The following is a 22,678-nucleotide window of genomic DNA, read 5'->3' as shown; positions in this document are numbered from 1 at the left end:
TATATTACTGATCAGATATAGATCCTGTTCTTGTCATCTTTATCGCCCTTCATGAGAAGGACTTCTTTAACCAGCTCTCTGACAGCTGTATTCATTGCATTGGGTTCGACGCGGGTGAGGCTGATACGGATCACTTTCTTGTCTTCCTGTCTGGTAAATCCCGTGATGTCTCTAAATCGGAATCCTTGCACCTGAAGGCCTTCCAGTAAGGTTTTCAACTTGAAATCCTTAGGAAAATATAGACTCGCGAAAAAACCGGTTTCAGGGAGATGGTAAGGGAAGGGGAATCCCTGCATTGCATTTTTGAAAATCATGATGTTCTGCTTCACCTTATCTCTGAGATTCGCCATATCCTTCATATAATAATCCGATTTCAGATACTTGAGGAGAATCGCCTGATTAAGAAGCGGAGCACCTCCGTTGAGATAGGTGATATTGTAGGAGAGTTTTTTAGCGATATCTACAGGTGCGACCACACACGCTGTACGAAAAGTGGGGCCAACCGTCTTACTGAAACTTCGGATGTATACGGTGCGCTCTGGGGCAAGCGAAAAGAAGGTAGGTCCTTTGGAGAGTTCCAGAAGGTAGTCATCTTCAATGATATAGAAATCATACTCTCTGGAGAGGTTTATGATTTTTTCCATATCCTCTTCTTTGAGATCAGTTCCGAGTGGATTCTGATTTCTGCTCATGGTGTAAAAAAACTGGAATTCACCGCTTTTCGCCTTTGATTCAAAAGCTTCCATATCGATACCGGTTCTGTCACGATTTACGGTATCATACTCCACTTTTTTAATCTCAAGGTAGGAGAGGAGTATATTATAGGTAGGGTCTTCAACGAGAACCTTCTTCTCCAGAAGGTCTGTTCCCAGAAGGAGATCGATTGCACCCTGGGCACCTTCTGTAATGAGCACAGATTCAAGCGGAATGTCGGGGTTGTGGAGATCCATAAGCATATGTTCCCTTAAAAGGTTATATCCCATGGGATAGCTGTAATTCAGAAGACTTCTGTTCTTTTCGTCAAGAATCTGGCTCTGTACTTTTACCAGTGACTCAAGAGGGAGATTTCTGTTGTTGGGCACCCCGGAATAGAAATCGTAGTCATTTGTTCCACGCCTTTTATTGTGATTAATGTAGTATCCGCTTTTAGGTGCAGAAAAGACCAGCGACAGCGATTCAAGCTCATTATACGCTTTAATCACAGTTGAATTGGAACAGCCGAATTTTATGGCAAGTCCACGTATGGAAGGCAGTTTGTCTTTGTAGACATCTTTGTCGATTTCCGTTCTTAAGTAATCCATGATCTCTGTGTATTTATAATTCATCTTCATCACCTTTTGTACCATATCAGTTTTCTCCTATTATAGCATCATTAGCGGTTGTATTTCCACAGGTGTTCGGTGATGTTGTTATCCATTCAGTACAATTATGTGTTATATTAGGATATATTGAATTATAGATTCAAAGTATGTCACTATTGTGACATACAGTCATATAAAGGAAGGAGCACGATTCTCATTGAAATTTTATGAAATGCTCGTCAAACACTACGATGACGTTTTCCCCATGAGCAGTGAAGTCTACGAATTTATACGCGAAGACCTGAAACCTGGAGATAAAGTTCTGGATGTTGCCTGCGGTACAGGTACCTATACCATACCATTACAGAAAGAGGGCGTTCTTGCATGCGGTCTGGATCTTGAAGAAACCATGATTGAAAAGGCTGTTGCAAAAGCTCAGGATGAGGGTGTAACAGGTGATTTTGTCGTATCGAATATGCTGAACATCGACCTTGTCAGTGAAGGCGATCTGAGAAGGATCTACATCATCGGAAACTCACTTGTCCATCTAAAATCCATGGACGAGGTGAGGTCATTTCTCAGCGATGCTTATGACCTCTTGAATGACGAGGGAGATCTGATCATACAGATCATAAGTTATGATCGAATACTGGATATGGGAATTGATCACCTGCCGACCATAGAAATTCCAGGTAAAGGAATAACCTTCGAGCGGAACTACAATTATGATGTTTCCTCCAGTACAATTGAATTTGCCTCAAGACTGAATGTGCTGAGCGAATCAAAAGAATCTTCTGTCTATCTTCTGCCCATACGCAAGAATGATCTGATGAAAGAACTGGAGAATGTGGGTTACAAAGAAATCTCTGTCTATGGCAATTTCAAAAAAGAGCCTTTCACAGAGAATTCCGTTCCGCTCATTATAAAAGCCAAGAAAAATATCTGATTAAAGTGGAGACTGACATGATAGATTTTAAACAGACCTTACTGAATAATGGAATATCTCTGGTCACAGTGAAAAAGCCCGGTGAACTTTTTTCGCTGAATCTGGCCGTAAAAGTCGGTTCACTGGCAGAATCCCAGAAAGAAAAGGGAATCTGCCATTTTATCGAGCATATGCTTTTTAAGGGTACAGATTTCGATGACAACGTATCCCTCAATAACAGAATTGAACGACTGGGTGGAGACTTCAATGCCTATACGGATTATATTTCCACCGTCTTTTCGATATCCGCTCTGACTGAAGAACTGGATAACGGCATGAGTATTCTTCGTGATATGTTGATCTTCCCCAAATTTTCAGGTGACGACCTTGAAAAAGAAAAGGGCGTCATCCTGTCTGAATTAAGAGCCTCACTGGATGATGCAGAAGAAATCACTCATAAGAATCTCTATTTCAATGCTTATGCCAGCAGTCCGCTGAAATATGACGTGATTGGGAATGAAAAAACCATAGCCTGCTTTACGTCTGATATGCTTCGAGATTTTCATAGGAAATATTATCTTCCAAACCATACCATTCTTGTCCTTGTAAGTGATCTGGAACATGATGAAGCGATACAGAAAGTGGACAAGGTATTCGGGACATGGAAGAAAGAGACTGATAAACCGATTGAACTCGTATTTGAAAAGAACATCCCGGGAAAGCACACCTCTTATAAAGACATGGAACAGTCTTCACTGGGTATTCTCTACACCTTCAGTATGACCGAAAAAGAGAAGCTTCCTCTGAGGATTCTCAATTATAAGCTTGGTGTGAGCGGAAACTCCATACTCTTTCGGGAGCTGAGAGAAAACAGAGGACTGGCCTATGATATCTATTCCGATCTGGATCTCACGGAGAACATCCAGAATTTCCTCATCTATACTCAGGTTCCCGATGAGAGCCTTGATGAAGCGGAAGATGTGATTCTCGGCATCCTTAATGAAGTGAAAGAAGGCAAGTATTTCCGGACCGATGATCTGGTCATCATGAAGAAAGTCCTGAAAACAAGTATCTTCGGCACTCTGGACAATATCCATGACCTATCCGCCTTCATCCTGGATGAGATGCTGAATCATGAAAAACCTGCAATGTTTGAAAAAGATATCGAAAAGCTGAACGAGGTCACACTGGATGACATCATTTCTGTCAGCCGTAAAGTTTTTACGGGTCCGACCATATACCGGTTAAGGGGGGTAAGCGATGAAGACGATCACCCAGATCAGTGAAAATAAAAAGAATCCGGACAGAGTGAGTATTTTTGCCGATGATGAATTTCTTCTTTCCTGTCATAAGGAGCTGGTCTATAAAAAGTCTTTGAAGAAAGGGGACAAAGTGGATCCGGAGCTTCTTTTGGAACTTGCAAAGGAAGATGAATACATCAAGGCAAAAGATGTTGCACTGAGACATATTGAACTAAGCATCAAAACCGTGAAGCAGGTGGAAGATAAGCTTAGGGACAAAGAGTATTCTGAAGAAACCATAGAGAGAGTCATCGCATTTCTTCATGAATACAGACTGCTTGATGATTTAAAATATGCCCAGACATTCCTGAAAGAAAAGCTGAGATCAAGAGGCATCAAAAAAGCCAGATTTGAACTTCAGGCAAAAGGAATCAGCAAGGAAAACATAGAACTGGCAATGGAGTCCGTATCCACTTCCAGTGTTGAAGAAGATGCCTGTCTGAAGATTGCGCAGAAGAAATACGATCAGCTGAAAAAGAGAGAGCAGGATGAGTACAAGCTTAAAAATAAGCTTTATACATTCCTGGCAGGAAAGGGTTTTGAGTACGATCTCATCAGTTCCACACTGAGAAAAATAATGGAAAGTGATGAATAAGAAGATGATGACGTGGTTTTTGAAAAATCACGTCATCATCTTCTTAATAATATCTAAAATATATTCACGAAAATGGTAATCCGTCAGAACTTGGACTATGATATAAATTAACAAACATTTAACGTAATATTGTCTGTTTGCGTTTAAAATATTTATTACGTCCCTTTATTTAAAAAAATCAAATGATATAATTGTTTGTATATTGTTAATATGCAATAGTCAAGATGGGAGAAAAGAGATATGCTGGACAAAATCTATTTGGGTCTCGATGTGGGATCTACTACAGTAAAAGCAGTAATTATCGATAAAAACAGAAAAATCATCTACAGTACTTATGAACGTCACTTTTCTGATATTCGCAGCACTGTTGTCAGTGTCATGGAGAAGATTCATGATACTTTCGGAAACCGGGAGATCCATGTAGCCGTAACAGGCTCTGGAGGTCTCTCTGTTTCGTCATGGCTTGACATTCAGTTCATACAGGAAGTGATCGCTTCAACCAAAGCTGTGGAAGCATATATCCCTGAAACTGAAGTGGCTATTGAGCTTGGTGGAGAAGACGCAAAAATCACTTATTTTGATGGCTCCATCGAACAGAGAATGAACGGAACATGTGCCGGAGGAACCGGAGCTTTCATCGACCAGATGGCTTCGCTTCTCAAAACCGACGCTACTGGACTGAATAAGCTGGCACAGGACGCTCAGTACATCTATCCCATAGCTGCAAGGTGCGGTGTTTTTGCAAAAACAGATATACAGCCTCTCATCAATGAAGGCGCAAAAAAAGAGGACATCAGCGCATCGATTTTTCAGGCTGTGGTCAATCAGACCATATCAGGACTTGCCTGTGGAAGACCCATCAAGGGTAAGATCGGATTCCTTGGTGGTCCCCTTCATTTTCTTCCTGAATTAAGAAGAAGATTCATCGAAACACTTGAACTGACAGAAGATGAAATCATCGTCCCTGACCACGCAGAGCTATATGTAGCCATGGGTGCAGCTTTATCATCCTATGAAAACTACCCTCATCAGCTGGAAGTGCTTATGAACAGAGCAGGACGACTGAAGGATGTATTCAGCAGAGAAGTCAACAGACTCGATCCTTTATTCGCCACTGATGACGATTATCATGAGTTTAAGGACAGACACAGTAAAGCTGTGGCACCTAGAGGGTCTCTGGAAGATTACAAAGGTAGAGCATATCTCGGCATCGATTCTGGATCCACGACATCTAAAATCGTACTTGTGGATGAGGATCTCAATATCCTGTATTCCTATTACGGAAGCAATCAGGGTGAACCGCTTAAACTCATCACAAAAATACTCAGTGAACTTCTGGAGAGGCTTCCAGAAGGAGTGGAAATCGCACAAAGCACCGTTACAGGTTATGGTGAAGGGCTGATTCAGGCTGCTTTGGGGATAGACATCGGAGAGATTGAAACCATTGCGCACTACGAAGCGGCTAACTACTTTCTGGAGGGTGTTGATTTTATTCTGGATATCGGCGGGCAGGACATGAAATGTCTGAGAATCAAAGATGGAGCCATCGATTCCATTATGCTTAATGAAGCCTGCTCATCGGGTTGCGGTTCTTTCATCGAAAGTTTTGCCGAATCGCTGGGTTATGGTGTGAAGCAGTTTGCAGAAGCCGCAGTATCAGCAAGACAGCCGGTTGATCTCGGTTCAAGATGTACAGTATTTATGAATTCAAGAGTAAAACAGGCCCAGAAAGAGGGCGCTTCGCTTGCAGAAATCAGCTCGGGGCTGTCCTATTCAGTCATCAAAAATGCACTTTTCAAGGTCATCAAGATAAGAGACCCCAAGGAAATGGGGAAGAAGATCATCGTTCAGGGGGGAACCTTCTATAATGACAGCGTACTTCGTGCCTTTGAGCTGATCTCGGAAAGAGAGGCTGTTAGACCGGACATCGCTGGACTTATGGGTGCTTTTGGCGCGGCAAAGATTGCAAGGGACAGATATGAAGGTCAGAAGTCTTCACTTCTTTCTCTTGAGATGATCAGAACGCTCACACCAAAAACCGAGATGAGAAGGTGCAGTCTCTGTACCAATAACTGCCCACTGACCATCAATATCTTCAAGGATGGTGCAGAGGAGTACATCACAGGAAACCGTTGTGAAAGACCACTGAAGCTGACCAGAAAAGAAGTGATTCCAAACCTTTATGACTATAAATACAAGAGAACATTCCAATATAAAAATACAGTCACTGAAGAGAAATGCCGTGGGACAATCGGAATTCCAAGGGTGCTGAACCAATTTGAGAATTATCCTTTCTGGTTCACATTCTTCAATCAGCTTGACTTTAAAGTCCTCTTGTCACCAAGATCGTCCAAGAACCTTTATGAGAAGGGAATGAACAGCATCCCCTCAGAATCGGTCTGTTATCCAGGAAAACTCGTGCACGGACATATCGAGTACCTGGCCTCAAAGGAAGTGGATATGATCTTCTATCCCTGCATTCCTTATGAGGAAAAAGAAGACCCAAATGCCAACAATCACTATAACTGTCCTGTGGTCACCTCATATCCTGAAGTCATCAAAAACAATATGGATGTCCTTCATCTGAATAAAGTCAGATTCGTCAATCCTTTTCTGAATATATTCGACCGGAAGAACCTTCATAAAAAACTTTATGAGGTGATGAGCAGACACTGGAAGGTGTCCTTCGCTGAGGTGAAGTATGCTGTTGAGGCTGCCTTTGCGGAAGCAGACAGATATAAGGCGGATATCCGCGCCAAGGGCGAAGAAACACTTAAATATCTTGAGATGACCGGTAGAAAAGGGATTGTTCTTGCAGGAAGGCCATATCACATCGATCCTGAAATCCATCACGGCATCCCGAATCTCATTACTGAATATGGCATGGCTGTTCTCACAGAGGATTCAGTCGCTCATCTGGGTATCGTGGAAAGACCGCTTCGTGTCATCGATCAGTGGACCTACCACAACAGGCTTTACCGGGCAGCGGCTTTCGTTGCAACAAAGGATAATCTTGAGCTTGTTCAGCTGAACAGTTTCGGCTGCGGCCTGGATGCTGTAACCTCAGATCAGGTCGAGGAAATACTGCGCTCTAAAAACAAGATCTTTACACTTTTAAAGATAGATGAAGGAAACAATCTCGGTGCAGCAAGAATCCGTGTGCGTTCACTTAAAGCCACCATGGAAGAAAGGGCACGTCATAATATCGTGATCAGAGAAACACCGATAGAATATACGAGACCGATATTCACAAAAGAAATGAAGAAAACCCACACTCTTCTATGCCCACAGATGTCACCGATCCATTTCAGGTTCCTGGAAGCTGCACTAAGATACTCCGGTTATCATGTAGTGATTTTACCGGACACAGACTTTAAAGCGGTTGACGAAGGTCTGAAATACGTCAACAACGATGCCTGCTATCCATCGATCCTTGTAGTCGGTCAGGTCATCAAAGCACTGAAAAGCGGGGAATATGATCCCGAAAGTACATCATGCCTCATTACTCAGACCGGAGGCGGCTGCAGAGCGACAAATTATGTGGGCTTCCTGAGAAAAGCGCTGAAAGAATCAGGATTCTCACAGGTTCCGGTTGTTCCGCTGTCTGTTCAGGGATTTGAAAAGCATCCAGGTATGCAGCTTGATCTTAAGACCTTGAGCAGCGCCCTTCAGGCGATCATCTACGGTGACCTTCTTATGAGGGTTCTTTACCGGGTAAGGCCATACGAAGCCATCAAAGGCTCTGCCAACGAATTATATGAATCACTCAGTGAGAAGATCATCAGGGATATGGAACATCCGAATGTGAAGACTTTCAATGAAAATATGAGACTCATTGTCAAGCGATTTGATGAACTTGAAATAAGAGAAGTGGAAAAACCGAAAATCGGGCTGGTCGGAGAGATTCTCGTGAAGTTCCACCCCACAGCCAACAATTCTGTTGTCAGTGTCATCGAGGAAAACGGGTGTGAAGCGGTTATGCCTGATCTGACCGACTTCCTTCTATATTGTGCCTATAATAATGTGGCTAAAAGAGAGTATTCCAGTGGGGGACTCAAGCAGGCACTAAGCAGTAAGGCAGTCATCGAAGTCATCGAAATGCACAGAAAAGTCATGCGAGATGCTCTTTCAAAATCAAAGAGATTTCAGCCGCCTTCAAGAATCGAGCACCTTGCAGAAATCACAAAAGATGTGGTTCAGCTGGGAAATCAGACCGGAGAAGGATGGTTCCTTACAGGAGAAATGCTGGAGCTTATTGAAGAGGGTGTGGAAAACATCATCTGTATGCAGCCTTTTGCCTGCCTGCCGAATCATATCACCGGTAAAGGTGTGATCAAGAAACTCCGTGAAGACAACAAGAATGTCAATATCACTGCCATCGACTATGATCCTGGTGCAAGTGAAGTCAATCAGCTGAACAGAATCAAACTGATGATTTCCATCGCATTCAGAAACCTCGAGAAAAATCAGGATCTTTCTGCAAAGGAAAATACCTTGACAATCATGAATAGACAGATATAATAGAAATATATTTGAAAAGGCGCTGAAAAAGAGGAGTATCCATGAGGAAGTGTAAGAGAAGAGAACCCGTCGGCTGTAAGGTTTTCTCACTAAGATCCATGGAGAAGGTAGCTTTTGAGCTTCCAGGCTGAACTGATAGTAAGTCTGGACGGTTTATCCAAATCGTTAAATGATGAGAGCCCATGTATGTGGGAATAAAGGTGGTACCGCGAGTCTTCGTCCTTTTAGGATGAAGGCTCTTTTTTTATTTCTCTGATTCAAAGGCTGATCCTGTCTTTCTGATACTTTAAATATGTACATTGATCCATAAGGAGGAAAAATCATGGAAAAGAAAAATCTGGAAACAACTTACAGTCCGAAGGATTTCGAAAAAAGAATCTACGAAAACTGGTTAAATAAGGGCTATTTCACCCCGAAGGTGGATAAGGACAAGAAACCATACACCATCGTCATGCCCCCACCAAACATCACTGGAAAGCTCCACATGGGTCATGCCCTAGATCTTACACTTCAGGATATGCTCATAAGATTCAAAAGAATGCAGGGGTACGAGGCACTATGGCTTCCCGGGGAAGATCATGCTTCCATAGCAACAGAAGTCAGAGTAGAAAATGAACTGCTGAAGCAGGGACTGGTCAAGAAAGAGATGGGCAGAGAAGCATTCCTTGAAAAAGTCTATGAGTGGTCCGAAGAATATCGTGAAAAGATCAGAGACCAGATCAAAAAAATGGGTTCTTCCTGTGACTTCACAAGAGAAGCGTTTACCATGGATGAAAATCTGAGTCGTGCGGTAAGAGAAGTTTTCGTCAAGCTTTATCATGACGGGCTGATCTATCGTGGAAACAGAATCACCAACTGGTGTCCGAAATGTGAGACTGCACTCTCCGATGCGGAAATTGAGTACGTCGAACATAACGGAAATTTCTGGCATTTCAGATATCCTTTGAGTGACGGTTCAGGCTATCTTGTCATCGCGACAACGAGACCGGAAACCATGCTTGGAGATACTGCTGTTGCTGTACATCCTGAGGATGAAAGATTCAGGCACCTGGTCGGAAAGACCCTTGATCTTCCGCTTATGGATCGTGTTATTCCTATCGTTGCAGACGATTATGTGGACCGCGAATTCGGTACAGGCTGTGTAAAGATCACACCTGCCCATGACCCCAACGATTTCCATGTAGGTGAAAGACACCATCTGGAAGCGATACGCGTCCTGGACGATAAAGGTATCATCAATGAGTTCGGTGGAAAGTATCAGGGAATGGACAGATATGAGGCTAGAAAAGCGATTGTCAGCGACATGGAAAAACTGGGTCTGCTGGAGAAAATCGAGCCTCATACCCACAATGTCAATACCCATGACCGATGCGGAACAGTTATTGAGCCGATTATCTCAAGGCAGTGGTACGTGGAAATGAAACCTCTTGCAGGACCGGCTATCGATGCAGTACGGAGCGGAAAAACAAATTTCGTGCCAGAAAGATTTGAGAAAACCTATTTCCACTGGCTGGAGAATATTCAGGACTGGTGCATATCAAGGCAGCTCTGGTGGGGTCATAGAATACCTGTATGGTACTGTGACGACTGTCAGGAGGTCATCGTATCCAATGATACGCCACACAGCTGTACAAAGTGCGGTAGTACGAATCTGAGAGAAGAGGAAGATGTGCTGGATACATGGTTCAGCTCAGCATTATGGCCGTTTTCCACTCTGGGATGGCCAAATGAAACTGAAGACCTCAAGTACTTCTATCCTACATCAACTCTTGTAACCGGATATGATATCATACCGTTCTGGGTTATGAGAATGATGTTCTCCGGACTCTACAACATGGGCGAGATACCGTTTGATACAGTATTCATCCATGGTATCGTAAGAGATGCACAAGGCCGAAAGATGAGCAAATCCCTTGGTAACGGTGTGGATCCTCTGGAAACCATAGACATTTACGGTGCAGATGCCTTAAGATTCATGCTCATCACAGGAAATGCTCCTGGAAGCGACATCAGGTTCTACCCCGAAAGAGTGGAAGCGTCCAGAAATTTCGCGAACAAGCTTTGGAATGCTTCCCGTTTCGTACTCATGAACATCGATGATCAGGTCATCGAAGAGTATAAAGACAGCAGAAACTTCTCTCTGGCTGACAGATGGATTCTTTCCAAGTTAAATAATCTCATTGAAGAGGTTACAGAAAACTTCGAGAAGTTTGAACTGGGTATTGCACTGGCTAAGGTTTACGACTTTATCTGGAATGAACTCTGCGACTGGTACATCGAGCTCATCAAACCAGTATTCTATAATGGTACAGATGAAGAAAAAGGCATCAGTTATCGTGTGATCCGAGAAGTGCTCATCAAATCACTCAAGCTGCTGCATCCCACTATGCCGTTCATCACAGAAGAAATCTACACCTTCCTGAATGATGAAGAAACCATCATGACAGCATCATGGCCAGTAGCGGAAAAAGAAAATATCGATGCAAAGATTGAAGACACCATGAGTGGCGTTATCGAAGCCATCAAGAGCATAAGAAATCTCAGACAGGAAATGAATGTGCCGAACAAGAGAAAGTCCACACTCTATATCCTTCCCAATGAAGGAAAAGAAGAAGCCTTTGTCTCTTCAGAAGATTACCTCATAAAGCTCGCCTATGCGGAGGATGTTGTGATTCTTAAGGAAGACAATACCGATGAAAACAATGTCTCACTGGTGACATCTACGGCTAGAATCTACATTCCGCTTCTTGATCTCATCGACAGAGACAAGGAACTGGAAAGGCTCGGCAAAGAAAAGACAAAACTGGAATCTGAAATCGAACGTGTAAACAAAAAACTTGGAAATGAGAAATTCCTGGCCAACGCCAAGGAAGAAGTCATCCAGGAAGAGAAAGCAAAAGCCGCCAAATATCAGGCTATGCTTGATGCTGTAGACGAAAGAATTCAGACTTTGAAATAGTCAGTCATAATCATAAACCATGGATATCTTTTTTAGATATTCATGGTTTTTTGCTTATATAAAAAATATTACTCTCTATTCACAGTTCATTCATGCCTCGAGAAACACTTATAGGATAAAATATTAATAATCAGCAGATAAGGAGATTTTAGATGGAAATATTTACAAAGGATCTTACCGTCATCTCTCTTGAAACGTCATCCAAAGAAGAAACCATAAAAGTTCTGTCTGCTCTCCTTTATGAGAATAATCGAATTACTTCCATAGAAACGTTCTATGAGGAAGTGATGCGTAGGGAGGATGAGTATACGACCGGATTCGGAGAAGGTTTTGCAATTCCTCACGGCAAAACGGATGCTGTAATTCATCCTTCACTGGTTGCGGCAAAATGCCAGAGTCCACTTGAATGGGGTGCCATGGATGGAAATCCTGTCACATTCATTTTTCTCATAGCAGTACCTGATGAAGCAGAGGGGGCGACACATCTCAAAATGATTTCGATCCTTGCGGAAAATCTCATGGATGAAAAGGTCAAGGAAAACCTGAAAAGAATAGATAGTGAGGAAGAACTGTATCACTATGTAAAGACTCTGATTGGAGGAAAGATAATATGAAAATCGTTGCAGTTACGGCATGCCCTACAGGTGTTGCACATACCTACATGGCTAAGGCGGCACTTGAAAAAGGTGCGAAGAAAAGAGGTCATGAAATCAAGGTGGAAACTCAAGGAGCCATGGGCATCGAGAACGAGATCACGGAAAAGGATCTTGATGAATGTGACCTCGTCATCCTCGCCATCGAGACGGCAATCAATAAAATGGAAAGATTCAAGGGCAGAAAAGTGATGAAAATCACAATCGCCCAGGCCATCGGAAAATCTGACGAAGTATTGGCCAAAGCTGAAACCGCACTGAAAAGCGATATCTAAAATAGTAACTGGAGGAGGATCACATTGAAAAGCACATTTCTAGATCTGAAACGAGCACTTATGACTGGTGTTTCCTATATGCTGCCGTTTATCGTAGGAGCAGGTATGCTCATCGCCCTTGGCACTGTTTTAGGACAGTTCGGATTGAGTACAGGACCCATGGTTAACCTTGGTTACGGACTGTTTGCATTTATTCCTCATATCGTCGGTGCTTATGTGGCCTTCGGCATTGCAGACCGACCTGGAATCGCTCCTGGATTTGCAGGAGGATACATAGCTGCTCAGATCGGCGCCGGATTTCTGGGTGGTATCCTTGCCGGATTCATAGCCGGCTACATCGTCAATCTATTAAAGAAAATCCCGGTACATGAATACATCTATGCCCTCAAACCCATGCTCATCATACCGCTTCTTGGTATTGCATTCACAGCACTCCTGATGACATTTGTGGGACAGCCCATCGCATGGCTGCAGACAACCCTTGATGCCTGGCTTGTCAATGTCAGCGGAACCAACGCCGTCCTACTTGGTGCTGTGATTGGTGCCATGATGGCCTTCGATATGGGCGGACCTCTCGGCAAGATTGCCCTGACATTTGTCGTGGGAGCGTATTCTCAGGGTATCTACGGACCAAATGCCGCAGCATTTCCGGGTATTATGACCGCACCCGTTTCTGTAGCGATCGCTGCCATGATCTTCCCGAAGAAGTTCAATTCAGTGGAAAAGAAAAATGCCCCTGCAACTCTTGTGACGGGACTTTTCGGAATTTCAGAAGGTGCCATACCTTATGCCATGGCAAACCCCTTAAGGACCATTCCGGCCTTTATGGTTGGCGCAGCTGTAGGTGGGGGAATGATGATGGCTCTGGATCTGGAAACGAAAATGTTCAGCGGTCTTGTTGCGTTGCCGTTTACCGACAGGTGGTTTCTTTTCGCCCTGAGTATACTGGTGGGCGTTCTTGTCAGTGTAGGGCTTCTGTATATCCTGAAGAAAGAACCGACACCGGAGGAAGAGGATGAGATCTCCGACATACTGGATATTATGTAATTGAAGAACCGGAAGCTGGGTTTATCTCAGCTTCTTTTTTTCTTGATATTATCACAAGTCAAAGTATAATGAAGCTATTGAAAAGGATTAAAAACGGGTAAGGTGAATACAATTGAATTATCAGGAAACTTTAGAAAAACTTCATAGTATCCCTCGAAGAAAGAAAGAAGAGAATCTTGACCGGATGACAAGACTTCTGTCTCTGCTATCCAATCCTCATCAGGGATTGAAGTTCATTCATGTTGCAGGAACAAACGGAAAAGGATCGATTTCAAGAATGCTTGAAGAAATTCTTTATGAAAGCGGATATAAAACCGGTCTCTTCACATCACCTTATATTGTCGATTTTCGCGAGAGAATTCAGATCAATAACGTGATGATTTCAGAACAGGACGTATGTCTCTATTTTGAAAAGGTTATGGACGTCTCCCATGTCCTTGAAGAAGAGAAAATGGGTATCCCTTCAGAATTTGAAGTGGTCACGGCAATGTCGTTTATGTATTTCAAAGATAAGGGAGTTGACATTGCGATCATAGAAGTAGGCATCGGTGGACTATATGATGCAACAAATGTAATCATGCCTGTTCTTTCTGTCATCACCTCAATCAATTACGATCACATGAATATCCTTGGCAGTACGCTTGAGTCCATTGCCTTCCATAAAGCCGGAATCATGAAAGGAAATCCTGTGGTTTCTTCCTCTCAGCAGCCTGAAGTGAGAAAGGTTCTGAGAGACAAGGCGAAGGAGATTTCTTCCAACCTGACTTTTTCCAGCAGCAGGGAAATCAAATTCCTGAGACTAGAAGGAACATTCCAGGTCGTTCAGTACCATCTGAATGGACACGAGCCCATTATCGTAAAACTCTCACTGCTTGGCATACACCAGATGCTGAATGCTGGTGTTGTTCTCTATTCGGCATTTGAACTCATCAGGCAGGGATACACTGCCATAACGGAAGAACATATCAGAAGAGCTCTTGTGAAAGTTCAATGGCCAGGTAGAATGGAGGTCGTAAGTGAAGAGCCTCTCATCGTCATAGATGGGGCCCATAACCTTGACGGCGCAATCAATCTCAAGGAATCTATGGCTTTCTATTTCAGAAACCGGAAAATCATCCTCTTACTCGGCATGCTTCGTGATAAGGATGTCGATTCCGTTTCCAAAGTCATGTCCATGGACGCAAAGAAAGTGATTCTTGTTACACCGGATGATTTCAGAGCCCTGAATGCAGAAGATCTTTACCGGCTTCTTGAACCTCAGCGTAATATGGAAACAGCAGCTTCCTTTAAGGCTGCAGCGGAAAAAGCGCTTGATGCATATCAGGTGGGGGATGTGATCCTGTCCGCCGGTTCTCTCTATACAATAGGGGATGTCAAGAATGCTTTTAAGCAAGCCCTTAACAATCACATAAACGAGTGATTCCCTGTCCTTCATCATGAATAAACCCCGTAAGCTGATCTGACAAAGGTCAGCTTACGGGGTGCTTTTTATCTATTTTCGGATCAGTTCCTTATAGAGGATTTCATAGATTTTTGTGGAATTGTTTTTCCAGTTCTGTACTGATTTTTCTGCAGTTTCCTTGGTGGGGAAATTCATGGTTATTTTGATCAGTTCATCCTTGTTCTCAAAGGCACTGAGTGATACGGAGAAGCTTCCGTGAGGTCCTTCGCTGATTTCATGCTTGATGGTCGTTTCCTTGATCAGATGATTGATGTTTTCCATCAGATATTTATCGATTTCCTTCTTCTTCCGGTCATGGATACGATCGGAAAACATTTCAAGAACAGACTTACCCTGAACAGATATCACAATTGCTTCCTTATCATTGACTACATCCAGTTCAACGAGACCGGTTTTGATCAGTTCATCGATATACTGCTGCAGTTCAAAATAGTTGATGTATACACATTCTAATATGATATTTGAAAACTGTGTTTTCGTGAGGTTCAGTTTGGACTGATATAGGGTATATAAGATGAGCAGCTTGTTTTCTGCCAATGCATTGTTCATTACTCTTCCTCCTTGCGGGCTATTACAATCATACCCAAAATGATTGCCTTTTACAACCTTCAAATTCATCATGACATTCTTCTGTTGTACTATTAATATGCTATATCATTGAATAAGGGTTGTAATCGACTTCATCTTTGTTATAATTAACTGTAGTACTAATAGTACTTTGAGACGCAATGTTATTGAACATAAATGGGGGGAATCTCAACTTGGAAGCAACAAATGATAACTTAGTCATATTAGAAGGACATTTTCTGACTCTGCCTGAATTCAGTCATGAACTTTTCGGGGAAGAATTCTATACAGCTGAATTCAGTGTGAATCGGTTAAGTGATTCAAAGGATATTCTCAATATCACGATTTCAAAGAAACTTCTGACTGATGGTACCGATCTGGAAGGTCGTTATATCCGCATTACAGGGCAGCTGAGAAGCTATAATAAGATCGTCGGTTCGAGAAATAAACTTCTTCTTACCGTATTTGCAAGGCATATCGATTTTCCTGAAGATAAAGCGGATGAACCCAATTCTATCTTCATTACGGGATATATCTGCAAGGAGCCGGTTTACCGAATGACTCCATTTGGACGCGAGATTACAGACATCCTTCTGGCGGTGAACAGGCATTTCAATAAAACTGATTATATCCCTGTGCTCACCTGGGGAAGAAACGCAAAATTTACAAAAGCAATGGCTGTGGGCGATAAAGTGAAAATCGAAGGAAGACTGCAGTCAAGAATATACACAAAAACTCATGGAGATGGCAGCATCGAGGAAAAAACAGCATATGAGGTGTCTTCTTCTGCAATAAATCTTCTGGAATCTGTAAACGATACCTTCGAGGAGCATGAGAGTGTGAGCTTAAGCTGATCTGAAAGTACATATCTCTTTGTTCTCAGATATTGACAGGGAACTAAATGAGCATATAATAGATACATATTACAAGAGAGAAGGGAGAACTATGCTCAAAGGACTACTGGTATTCCAGAGCCTTGTTATACTCCTTATGCTGATTATTTCCGTATTGTTCATCATTAACGGCTCATATCTGCAGGGTGTGCTATACCTGGCTTTTGGTGCGATCTTCACAGGGTATGCTCTTTCTGGTAGAAAGCGGAAATCCTGATCAAATGAATCATTAAGGCTGTCTGTAAAAGACGGCCTTTTTCGTCGCTGCAGACTCCGGCTTTGATAATAGCCAAATTCATGATAAAATACATTATGCCCAATTTAATCGTTGGACAGGGATAATAATTGAGGAAAGGGCTTTGATATGGACAATTATCTAGGATTTTCAAAAATCTATGATGAACTCATCAGTGAGGACATCAGCTATGAAAAAATCGCGAGATTTATCAGAAGAGAAGTGAACGGCACAAATCGCTATCTTGATTTAGGATGCGGTACAGGCAGCCTTTCTTCAATACTTGGCAGAGATTTCAGAGAAACGTTTCTGGTCGACCTGTCGCCGGATATGCTCACAATGGCAGAGGATAAATTCAATGTGCTTAAAATTCCTCATAGATCCTTTGCATTATCCATGAATGAAATCAGTTTTCAGCAGAAATTTGATCTCATCACATCATCCATTGATGCCGTGAACTATATTCTGGATGAAGAGGATATGAAAGAGCTGTTTAAACGGGTATATACGCATCTGGAGGATGGTGGGGTCTTTATATTCGATGTCAATTCGCCCTATAAAATCAGAGAAATTTTAGGCAGCAACGATTATGTTCTGACCCGTGACGATCTGGTTTATACCTGGGAGAACTATTACGAAGATGACGTCGTTGAAATGTCCTTAAATTTTTTCATCAGGAAAGGTAAGCTCTATGAGCGAATCGAAGAGATACACGAAGAAAGAGCCTACGAGACGGAGACGCTTATTGAAATGCTTGAACACGCAGGATTTGAAAATATCATCCTTTGTGATGACTACACAGAAAACCCGGTACATGAACGAACGGAAAGAATAACATTTATCGTAAGAAAGAGGTAAGGAAATGGATAAAATCATACATGCCACAGCCCAGGGCGGTGGCGTAAGAATCGTCGCAGCTGAAACAACTGCTCTTGTCAATGAGGCGGTAACAAGACACAATACCATGCCTACAGCTTCCGCTGCCTATGGAAGAATGCTGACAGCAGGAGCCCTTATGGGATCAATGCTTAAAGGCGCACAGGATTCCGTCACCCTGCAGATTAATGGTGGAGGAGTATCCGGCGGTGTTCTCGTCACGGGAAGAGCCGGAGGAAGAGTAAAAGGATATATCGTCAATCCAGACGCGGATCTTCCACAGAACGCTCAGGGTAAACTAGATGTCTCGGGTATCATCGGTATCAACGGTAAATTCACCGTGATCACCGATCTTGGAATGAAGGAGCCGTATGTCAGCTCCACGCCAATCTACACAGGAGAAATAGCGGAAGACCTGGCTTATTTCTACACCGTATCAGAACAGACTCCATCAGCCGTTGCACTGGGGGTTCTCGTGGATGTGGATGGATCCATTCAAAAAGCAGGAGGATTCATCATTCAGATGCTTCCAGGTGCTGACGAGATGCTTGCTGATCTGATCACCTATCGCCTGGAAGAAATTCCCAGCCTGACCACCTTCCTTCGGGATGGAAATTCCATTGTGGAAATCATACAGTACATCTTTGAGGGAATGGATCTTAATATCCTAAGTGAAGGTACACCTGAGCTATACTGTGACTGCACACGCGAAAGGGTGGAAAAAGCGCTTATTTCCATCGGCGAAAAAGATCTTCAGCATCTCTACGACGACAACAAGTCTGAAGAACTGATCTGCCATTTCTGCAACACCAAGTACGATTTCACACATGAGGACATCGGCAGACTGCTTAAAGAAATCAGAAGCTGATCACGAGAAAGGGAACATGATGTTCCTTTTTTCATGTCCGGAAAAATCAGTAAGTAAGACAGTTCAAGAAAAACTGCAATATTTAGGATTTTGTAATCGTTTGAAACCTATGCACTATAACAATATACAGTAAAAATCTTCATAAACACTTGATTTATAAGGCAAATTCTGTTTTAATAATCTTTGTGTTCAGAAATAAGGAGGACTAATAATAATGAATAAAGCACAGTTAGTTACAAAGATTGCAGAAAAGACAAACTTCACAAAGAAAGACTCAGAAAAGGTGCTCAAAGCCACCATCGAAAGTATCGTAGAAGCCCTGACAGACGGGGATAAGGTTCAGCTTTCAGGTTTTGGTACATTTGAAGTGAAAAACAGAAAAGCAAGAGTTGGCAGAAACCCTAAGACAAATGAAGAGATTCAGATTCCTGAATTCAAGCAGCCGGCTTTCAGAGCAGGAAAAGATCTTAAAGAAATCATAAACGAGTAATTTTAATAAAACTCTTATTTATTAATTGTTGATAAAAAAAGAACAGCCGAAGCTGTTCTTTTTTTTGCCGATATTCGGATTCAGATTTATTTGTCCCGTTTGAAGTATGTTGTGTGAAGCAGTTTATGCGCAAGATCTCCACCTGGTTTCCCAAGGAAGTTTGCATAAAGATCCTGTATGGCTTTGTTTTCATGAGACATTCTGATTTTATGACTGCTGTCGATGGCATAGACACCTTCAGCTCTTTTCTTCAGGATTTCAAGATCACCATGGTGATACGGCTGTCCACCACCGCCTATACACCCTCCAGGACAAGCCATAATCTCAATGGCATGATAGTTGCTCTTTCCCTGTCTGATGCTTTCCAGCAGGGTTCTCGCATTACCTAGGCCGTTTGCAATGGCGATGTTGAGGGAAAGGTCACCGATCTTTACAGTTGCCTCTCTAAGGCCTTCCATACCACGGACTTCTGTGAAATCGATCTTGTCGATTGCACCTCCGCTGAGCTGAACTGAAGCTGTTCTAAGCGCCGCTTCTATAACTCCGCCTGTGGTACCGAATATCTGTGCAGCTCCTGTGGATTCTCCGAGGGGATTGTCATACTCCTCATCATCCAGAAGAAGGAAGTTGATACCAGCTTCTTTGATCATTCTACCCAGCTCTCTAGTGGTGATGACGATATCCACGTCCTTCACGCCGCCGTACTCAAGCTCAGGTCTTTCCGCTTCGTACTTCTTCGCTACGCAAGGCATGACAGATACAACAATCATATCTTCTTCTCTGACACCAAGCTTTTCGGCGAAGTAATGTTTCGTGATTGCACCGAACATTTCATGAGGAGACTTGCATGTTGAAGGGATATCCAGAAGATCAGGGAACTGATGCTCGAAGAACTTCACCCATGCAGGGCAGCAGCTGGTCAGAATAGGAAGATTTTCATTCTTGGTGATCCTGTCGATCATTTCATGTGCTTCTTCCATTATGGTCAGATCCGCGGCGAAGTTGGTATCAAACACAAAGTCAAATCCCAGATGTTTCAGTGCTGAAACCATTCTTCCTGTTACAACCGTTCCAGGTTCCAGACCGAAGAGTTCTCCGAGAGCGACTCTGACAGCTGGAGCAACCTGAACGACTACAGTCTTTGTCTTGTCTTCCAGTACTCTCCATACTTTTGGAACATTGTCGATTTCCACAAGAGCTCCGGTAGGACAAACCGCAACGCACTGTCCGCAGAATGTACATGTGGTCTCACCAAGAGGATTATGGAATGCAGGACCGACTACTGTATCAAATCCTCTGTCCAGACCTGAAAGTGCATGTACAGTCTGTACATCATTGCACATGGTCTCGCATCTTCTGCAGAGGATGCATTTGGATGAATCTCTATAGATCGCTTTAGATGACATATCTACAGGATATACAGACATTTCTCCTTCGTAACGGATCTGTTTTACACCAAGGTCATGGGAGATGGTCTGCAGTTCACATTCCTGATTCTTCAGACAGACCAGACAGTCCTTCGGATGATCGGATATAAGCAGTTCCACCATAGTTCTTCTTGCTCTGATTGCCCTCAATGAATCCGTCTTGATTTTCATTCCTTCATAAACCGGTGTGGAGCAGGATGGAGCGAGATTCTTTCTGCCTTCAACTTCAACCACACAGGCTCTGCAAGATGCCACTTTGTTGATCATTTTGATGTTGTGGAGGTCAAGATGGCAAAGGGTAGGGATCTTTATATTCAGCGTTTCAGCGGCCTGGAGAATCGTAAAATTTTCAGGCACCTGGATTTCTTTATTGTTGATTGTTAAAGTTACCATTTTTATTCCTCCTATACAATTTGAACAGCCTTGATCGGCTTAACAGGACATGCTGTGTAGCAGGAACCGCATTTGATGCACTTTTCCTGATCGATGACATGCTTTTCTCTTACCTTGCCCACAATTGCATCAGTAGGACATACTCTTGCACATTTGGTACAGCCTATACAAGCATCGGAAATCACATACCTCAAAAGTTCCTTGCAGACGCCTGATGGACATCTCTTGTCTACGATATGCGCTCTGTATTCATCTTCAAAGAATTTCAGCGTACTTAGAATCGGATTAGGCGCAGTCTGTCCCAGTCCGCACAGGGACGTGTCTTTGATGGTCTCTGACAAGGTATGGAGTTTTTCAAGATCATCAAGTTCTCCCTTACCTTGTGTGATTCTGGTCAGAATTTCCAGAAGACGCTTGTTGCCGATTCTGCAGGCTGTACATTTTCCGCAGGATTCTTCAACGGTGAAGTCCAGATAGAACTTCGCTATATCCACCATGCAGTTTTCTTCATCCATGACAATCATACCGCCTGATCCCATCATGGATCCGATTTTGCTTAAGGATTCATAGTCGATTGGTGTATCCAGATCTTTTTCTGTAATGCATCCGCCTGATGGACCACCGGTCTGAACAGATTTGAATGCGTGTCCGCCTTTGATTCCACCGCCGATTTCATAGATGATCTCTCTTAGAGTGATGCCCATAGGCACTTCAACAAGACCCACATTATTGATCTTTCCCGCAAGAGCGAATACTTTGGTACCCTTGGAAAACTCAGTACCTATGGATGAGTACCATTCCGGTCCTTTCTGGAAGATGATCGGTATATTGGCCAGTGTCTCGACATTATTTACACAGGTCGGTTTACCGAACAGTCCTGATTCGGAAGGGTAGGGAGGCTTAGAAACAGGTTCTCCTCTATGACCTTCGATACTCTGGATGAGTGCTGTTTCCTCCCCGCAGACAAAGGCTCCAGCCCCGTACTTGATGTCCAGGTCAAAATCAAATCCCGTGTTCAGGATATTCTTACCAAGGAGGTTATAGCTCTTAGCCTGTTCAATGGCTATCTTCAGTCTTTTGATGGCGAGGGGATATTCTGCTCTGATATAGACGACACCCTTGTTTGCACCGATAGCAAAACCTCCGATGGCCATTGCTTCTATGATGCTGTGCGGATCTCCTTCAAGGATGGAACGATCCATGAATGCACCCGGGTCTCCTTCATCAGCATTACAGACCATATATTTCTGGTCATTTTTGCTTCTGAGCGTCATACCCCATTTCGAACCTGTTGGATAGCCTCCGCCTCCACGACCTCTAAGCCCTGATTCTTTAAGTGTATTGACCACATCGATAGGCTGTTTGGTGGTGAGAATTTCGGCAAGAGCGAGATATCCGTCATTGGCAATATATTCTTCGATTTTTTCAGGATCAAGAAGTCCACAGTTTCTCAGTGCGATTCTGTTCTGTTTTCCATAGAAATCCATATGCTGCTGAGTATCGATTTTCTTACTGGTCTTTGGATCGATATAAAGAAGACGTTCAACTTTTCTGCCTTCAATGATGTGGGAAGAAATGATTTCATCCACATCCTTTTCAGTCACTTCAGTGTAAAACACATCGTCCGGAAATATTTTAACTATCGGTCCTTTTTCACAGAATCCGAAGCATCCGGTAATATGACAGGTTGCCTTATCTGAAAGATTACGCTTTCCAAGCTCCTCGTTGAAATTGTCTACGATCTCTTTACTCCTTGCACTATGGCAACCGGTACCGGCGCAGACAAGGATTTCTCTTTTGGGGCTGACTGTATTGATATTCTTTCTTAGAAAAAGCAGTCCCTGACCATTTTCCCTGATCTTTTTCAGATCATCTATGCTGTTTAACATA

18 protein-coding genes and 1 other annotated feature are annotated in these 22,678 nt (G+C 43.0%); of the genes, 14 read left to right on the top strand and 4 right to left on the bottom strand.

All coding sequences use genetic code 11. The features are described from left to right. Positions 1-11: 11 nt before the first annotated feature. Positions 12-1,325: a PLP-dependent aminotransferase family protein gene (locus RTX25_RS09295; protein ID WP_312652995.1), complete on the bottom strand. Its 1,314-nt coding sequence runs from the start codon at positions 1,323-1,325 to the stop codon at positions 12-14. Between the two features lie 193 nt (positions 1,326-1,518). Between RTX25_RS09295 and RTX25_RS09290 the strand changes: the two genes are divergently transcribed. The 9 genes from RTX25_RS09290 to RTX25_RS09250 all read left to right on the top strand — a co-directional run bounded on the left by RTX25_RS09290 (position 1,519) and on the right by RTX25_RS09250 (position 14,997). Further along, positions 1,519-2,247, top strand: a complete 729-nt coding sequence (locus RTX25_RS09290) for a class I SAM-dependent methyltransferase (RefSeq protein WP_312652993.1) — start codon at positions 1,519-1,521, stop codon at positions 2,245-2,247. A gap of 17 nt (positions 2,248-2,264) precedes the next feature. Further along, positions 2,265-3,512, top strand: a complete 1,248-nt coding sequence (locus tag RTX25_RS09285; protein ID WP_312652991.1) for a pitrilysin family protein — start codon at positions 2,265-2,267, stop codon at positions 3,510-3,512. Continuing rightward, entirely contained in the window at positions 3,487-4,122 is a 636-nt protein-coding gene (gene recX, locus RTX25_RS09280) for a recombination regulator RecX (protein ID WP_312652990.1), read from the top strand. The genes RTX25_RS09285 and recX overlap by 26 nt, the downstream gene beginning before the upstream one ends. Positions 4,123-4,362: 240 nt before the next feature. Further along, positions 4,363-8,643 carry an acyl-CoA dehydratase activase-related protein gene (locus tag RTX25_RS09275; protein WP_312652988.1) on the top strand — a complete coding sequence of 1,427 codons (4,281 nt, stop codon included), beginning with the start codon at positions 4,363-4,365 and terminating at the stop codon, positions 8,641-8,643. Positions 8,644-8,656: 13 nt separating this feature from the next. Further along, positions 8,657-8,870, top strand: a binding site (T-box leader). A gap of 95 nt (positions 8,871-8,965) precedes the next feature. After that, positions 8,966-11,602, top strand: coding sequence for a valine--tRNA ligase (locus RTX25_RS09270; RefSeq protein WP_312652986.1), 2,637 nt, complete (start codon positions 8,966-8,968; stop codon positions 11,600-11,602). 152 nt (positions 11,603-11,754) lie between these two features. After that, positions 11,755-12,216, top strand: coding sequence for a PTS sugar transporter subunit IIA (locus RTX25_RS09265; protein WP_312652984.1), 462 nt, complete (start codon positions 11,755-11,757; stop codon positions 12,214-12,216). Next, positions 12,213-12,530: a PTS fructose transporter subunit IIB gene (locus RTX25_RS09260; protein ID WP_312652982.1), complete on the top strand. Its 318-nt coding sequence runs from the start codon at positions 12,213-12,215 to the stop codon at positions 12,528-12,530. The genes RTX25_RS09265 and RTX25_RS09260 overlap by 4 nt, the downstream gene beginning before the upstream one ends. Positions 12,531-12,554: 24 nt before the next feature. After that, positions 12,555-13,577 carry a PTS fructose transporter subunit IIC gene (locus RTX25_RS09255; protein WP_312652980.1) on the top strand — a complete coding sequence of 341 codons (1,023 nt, stop codon included), beginning with the start codon at positions 12,555-12,557 and terminating at the stop codon, positions 13,575-13,577. Positions 13,578-13,689: 112 nt separating this feature from the next. Then, the gene (locus tag RTX25_RS09250; protein WP_312652978.1) at positions 13,690-14,997 is read left to right on the top strand and encodes a folylpolyglutamate synthase/dihydrofolate synthase family protein; all 1,308 of its coding nucleotides are present in this window, start codon (positions 13,690-13,692) and stop codon (positions 14,995-14,997) included. Positions 14,998-15,069: 72 nt separating this feature from the next. On the opposite strand, the gene RTX25_RS09245 is transcribed toward RTX25_RS09250, so the two are convergent. Next, positions 15,070-15,588, bottom strand: a complete 519-nt coding sequence (locus RTX25_RS09245) for a DUF4364 family protein (protein ID WP_312652976.1) — start codon at positions 15,586-15,588, stop codon at positions 15,070-15,072. Between the two features lie 212 nt (positions 15,589-15,800). Between RTX25_RS09245 and RTX25_RS09240 the strand changes: the two genes are divergently transcribed. From RTX25_RS09240 to RTX25_RS09220, 5 genes are all read left to right on the top strand, one after another. Then, a complete protein-coding gene (locus RTX25_RS09240) occupies positions 15,801-16,460 on the top strand; it encodes a single-stranded DNA-binding protein (RefSeq protein ID WP_312652974.1) in 660 nt (219 codons plus the stop codon). A 91-nt stretch (positions 16,461-16,551) separates the two neighbouring features. Then, positions 16,552-16,716 carry a hypothetical protein gene (locus RTX25_RS09235; protein ID WP_312652972.1) on the top strand — a complete coding sequence of 55 codons (165 nt, stop codon included), beginning with the start codon at positions 16,552-16,554 and terminating at the stop codon, positions 16,714-16,716. Between the two features lie 147 nt (positions 16,717-16,863). Then, positions 16,864-17,592 (top strand): class I SAM-dependent methyltransferase, encoded by a 729-nt coding sequence (locus RTX25_RS09230; RefSeq protein ID WP_312652970.1) that lies wholly within the window; start codon positions 16,864-16,866, stop codon positions 17,590-17,592. A gap of 4 nt (positions 17,593-17,596) precedes the next feature. After that, positions 17,597-18,478 (top strand): Hsp33 family molecular chaperone HslO, encoded by an 882-nt coding sequence (gene hslO / locus RTX25_RS09225; RefSeq protein WP_312652968.1) that lies wholly within the window; start codon positions 17,597-17,599, stop codon positions 18,476-18,478. Between the two features lie 214 nt (positions 18,479-18,692). Further along, positions 18,693-18,968: an HU family DNA-binding protein gene (locus tag RTX25_RS09220; RefSeq protein WP_312652966.1), complete on the top strand. Its 276-nt coding sequence runs from the start codon at positions 18,693-18,695 to the stop codon at positions 18,966-18,968. Positions 18,969-19,054: 86 nt separating this feature from the next. On the opposite strand, the gene RTX25_RS09215 is transcribed toward RTX25_RS09220, so the two are convergent. Together RTX25_RS09215 and RTX25_RS09210 are read right to left on the bottom strand one after the other, a co-directional pair. Beyond that, positions 19,055-20,794: an NADH-dependent [FeFe] hydrogenase, group A6 gene (locus RTX25_RS09215; RefSeq protein WP_312653055.1), complete on the bottom strand. Its 1,740-nt coding sequence runs from the start codon at positions 20,792-20,794 to the stop codon at positions 19,055-19,057. A 5-nt stretch (positions 20,795-20,799) separates the two neighbouring features. Further along, entirely contained in the window at positions 20,800-22,677 is a 1,878-nt protein-coding gene (locus RTX25_RS09210) for an NADH-quinone oxidoreductase subunit NuoF (protein ID WP_312652964.1), read from the bottom strand. Between the last annotated feature and the right edge of the window lies 1 nt (position 22,678).

Source organism: Proteiniclasticum sp. (genome assembly GCF_032054185.1).
Classification (GTDB): Bacteria; Bacillota; Clostridia; order Clostridiales; family Clostridiaceae; genus Proteiniclasticum.
This window is presented reverse-complemented; position numbering and strand designations above follow the sequence as displayed.

Bases quoted from the DNA above. Each gene is read 5' to 3' on its own strand.
- RTX25_RS09295 (WP_312652995.1), bottom strand. From the start codon at position 1,325: ATGAATTATAAATACACAGAGATCATGGATTACTTAAGAACGGAAATC.
- RTX25_RS09285 (WP_312652991.1), top strand. From the start codon at position 2,265: ATGATAGATTTTAAACAGACCTTACTGAATAATGGAATATCTCTGGTC.
- recX (WP_312652990.1), top strand. From the start codon at position 3,487: ATGAAGACGATCACCCAGATCAGTGAAAATAAAAAGAATCCGGACAGA.
- RTX25_RS09275 (WP_312652988.1), top strand. From the start codon at position 4,363: ATGCTGGACAAAATCTATTTGGGTCTCGATGTGGGATCTACTACAGTA.
- RTX25_RS09270 (WP_312652986.1), top strand. From the start codon at position 8,966: ATGGAAAAGAAAAATCTGGAAACAACTTACAGTCCGAAGGATTTCGAA.
- RTX25_RS09265 (WP_312652984.1), top strand. From the start codon at position 11,755: ATGGAAATATTTACAAAGGATCTTACCGTCATCTCTCTTGAAACGTCA.
- RTX25_RS09260 (WP_312652982.1), top strand. From the start codon at position 12,213: ATGAAAATCGTTGCAGTTACGGCATGCCCTACAGGTGTTGCACATACC.
- RTX25_RS09245 (WP_312652976.1), bottom strand. From the start codon at position 15,588: ATGAACAATGCATTGGCAGAAAACAAGCTGCTCATCTTATATACCCTA.
- RTX25_RS09235 (WP_312652972.1), top strand. From the start codon at position 16,552: ATGCTCAAAGGACTACTGGTATTCCAGAGCCTTGTTATACTCCTTATG.
- RTX25_RS09230 (WP_312652970.1), top strand. From the start codon at position 16,864: ATGGACAATTATCTAGGATTTTCAAAAATCTATGATGAACTCATCAGT.
- hslO (WP_312652968.1), top strand. From the start codon at position 17,597: ATGGATAAAATCATACATGCCACAGCCCAGGGCGGTGGCGTAAGAATC.
- RTX25_RS09220 (WP_312652966.1), top strand. From the start codon at position 18,693: ATGAATAAAGCACAGTTAGTTACAAAGATTGCAGAAAAGACAAACTTC.
- RTX25_RS09210 (WP_312652964.1), bottom strand. From the start codon at position 22,677: ATGTTAAACAGCATAGATGATCTGAAAAAGATCAGGGAAAATGGTCAG.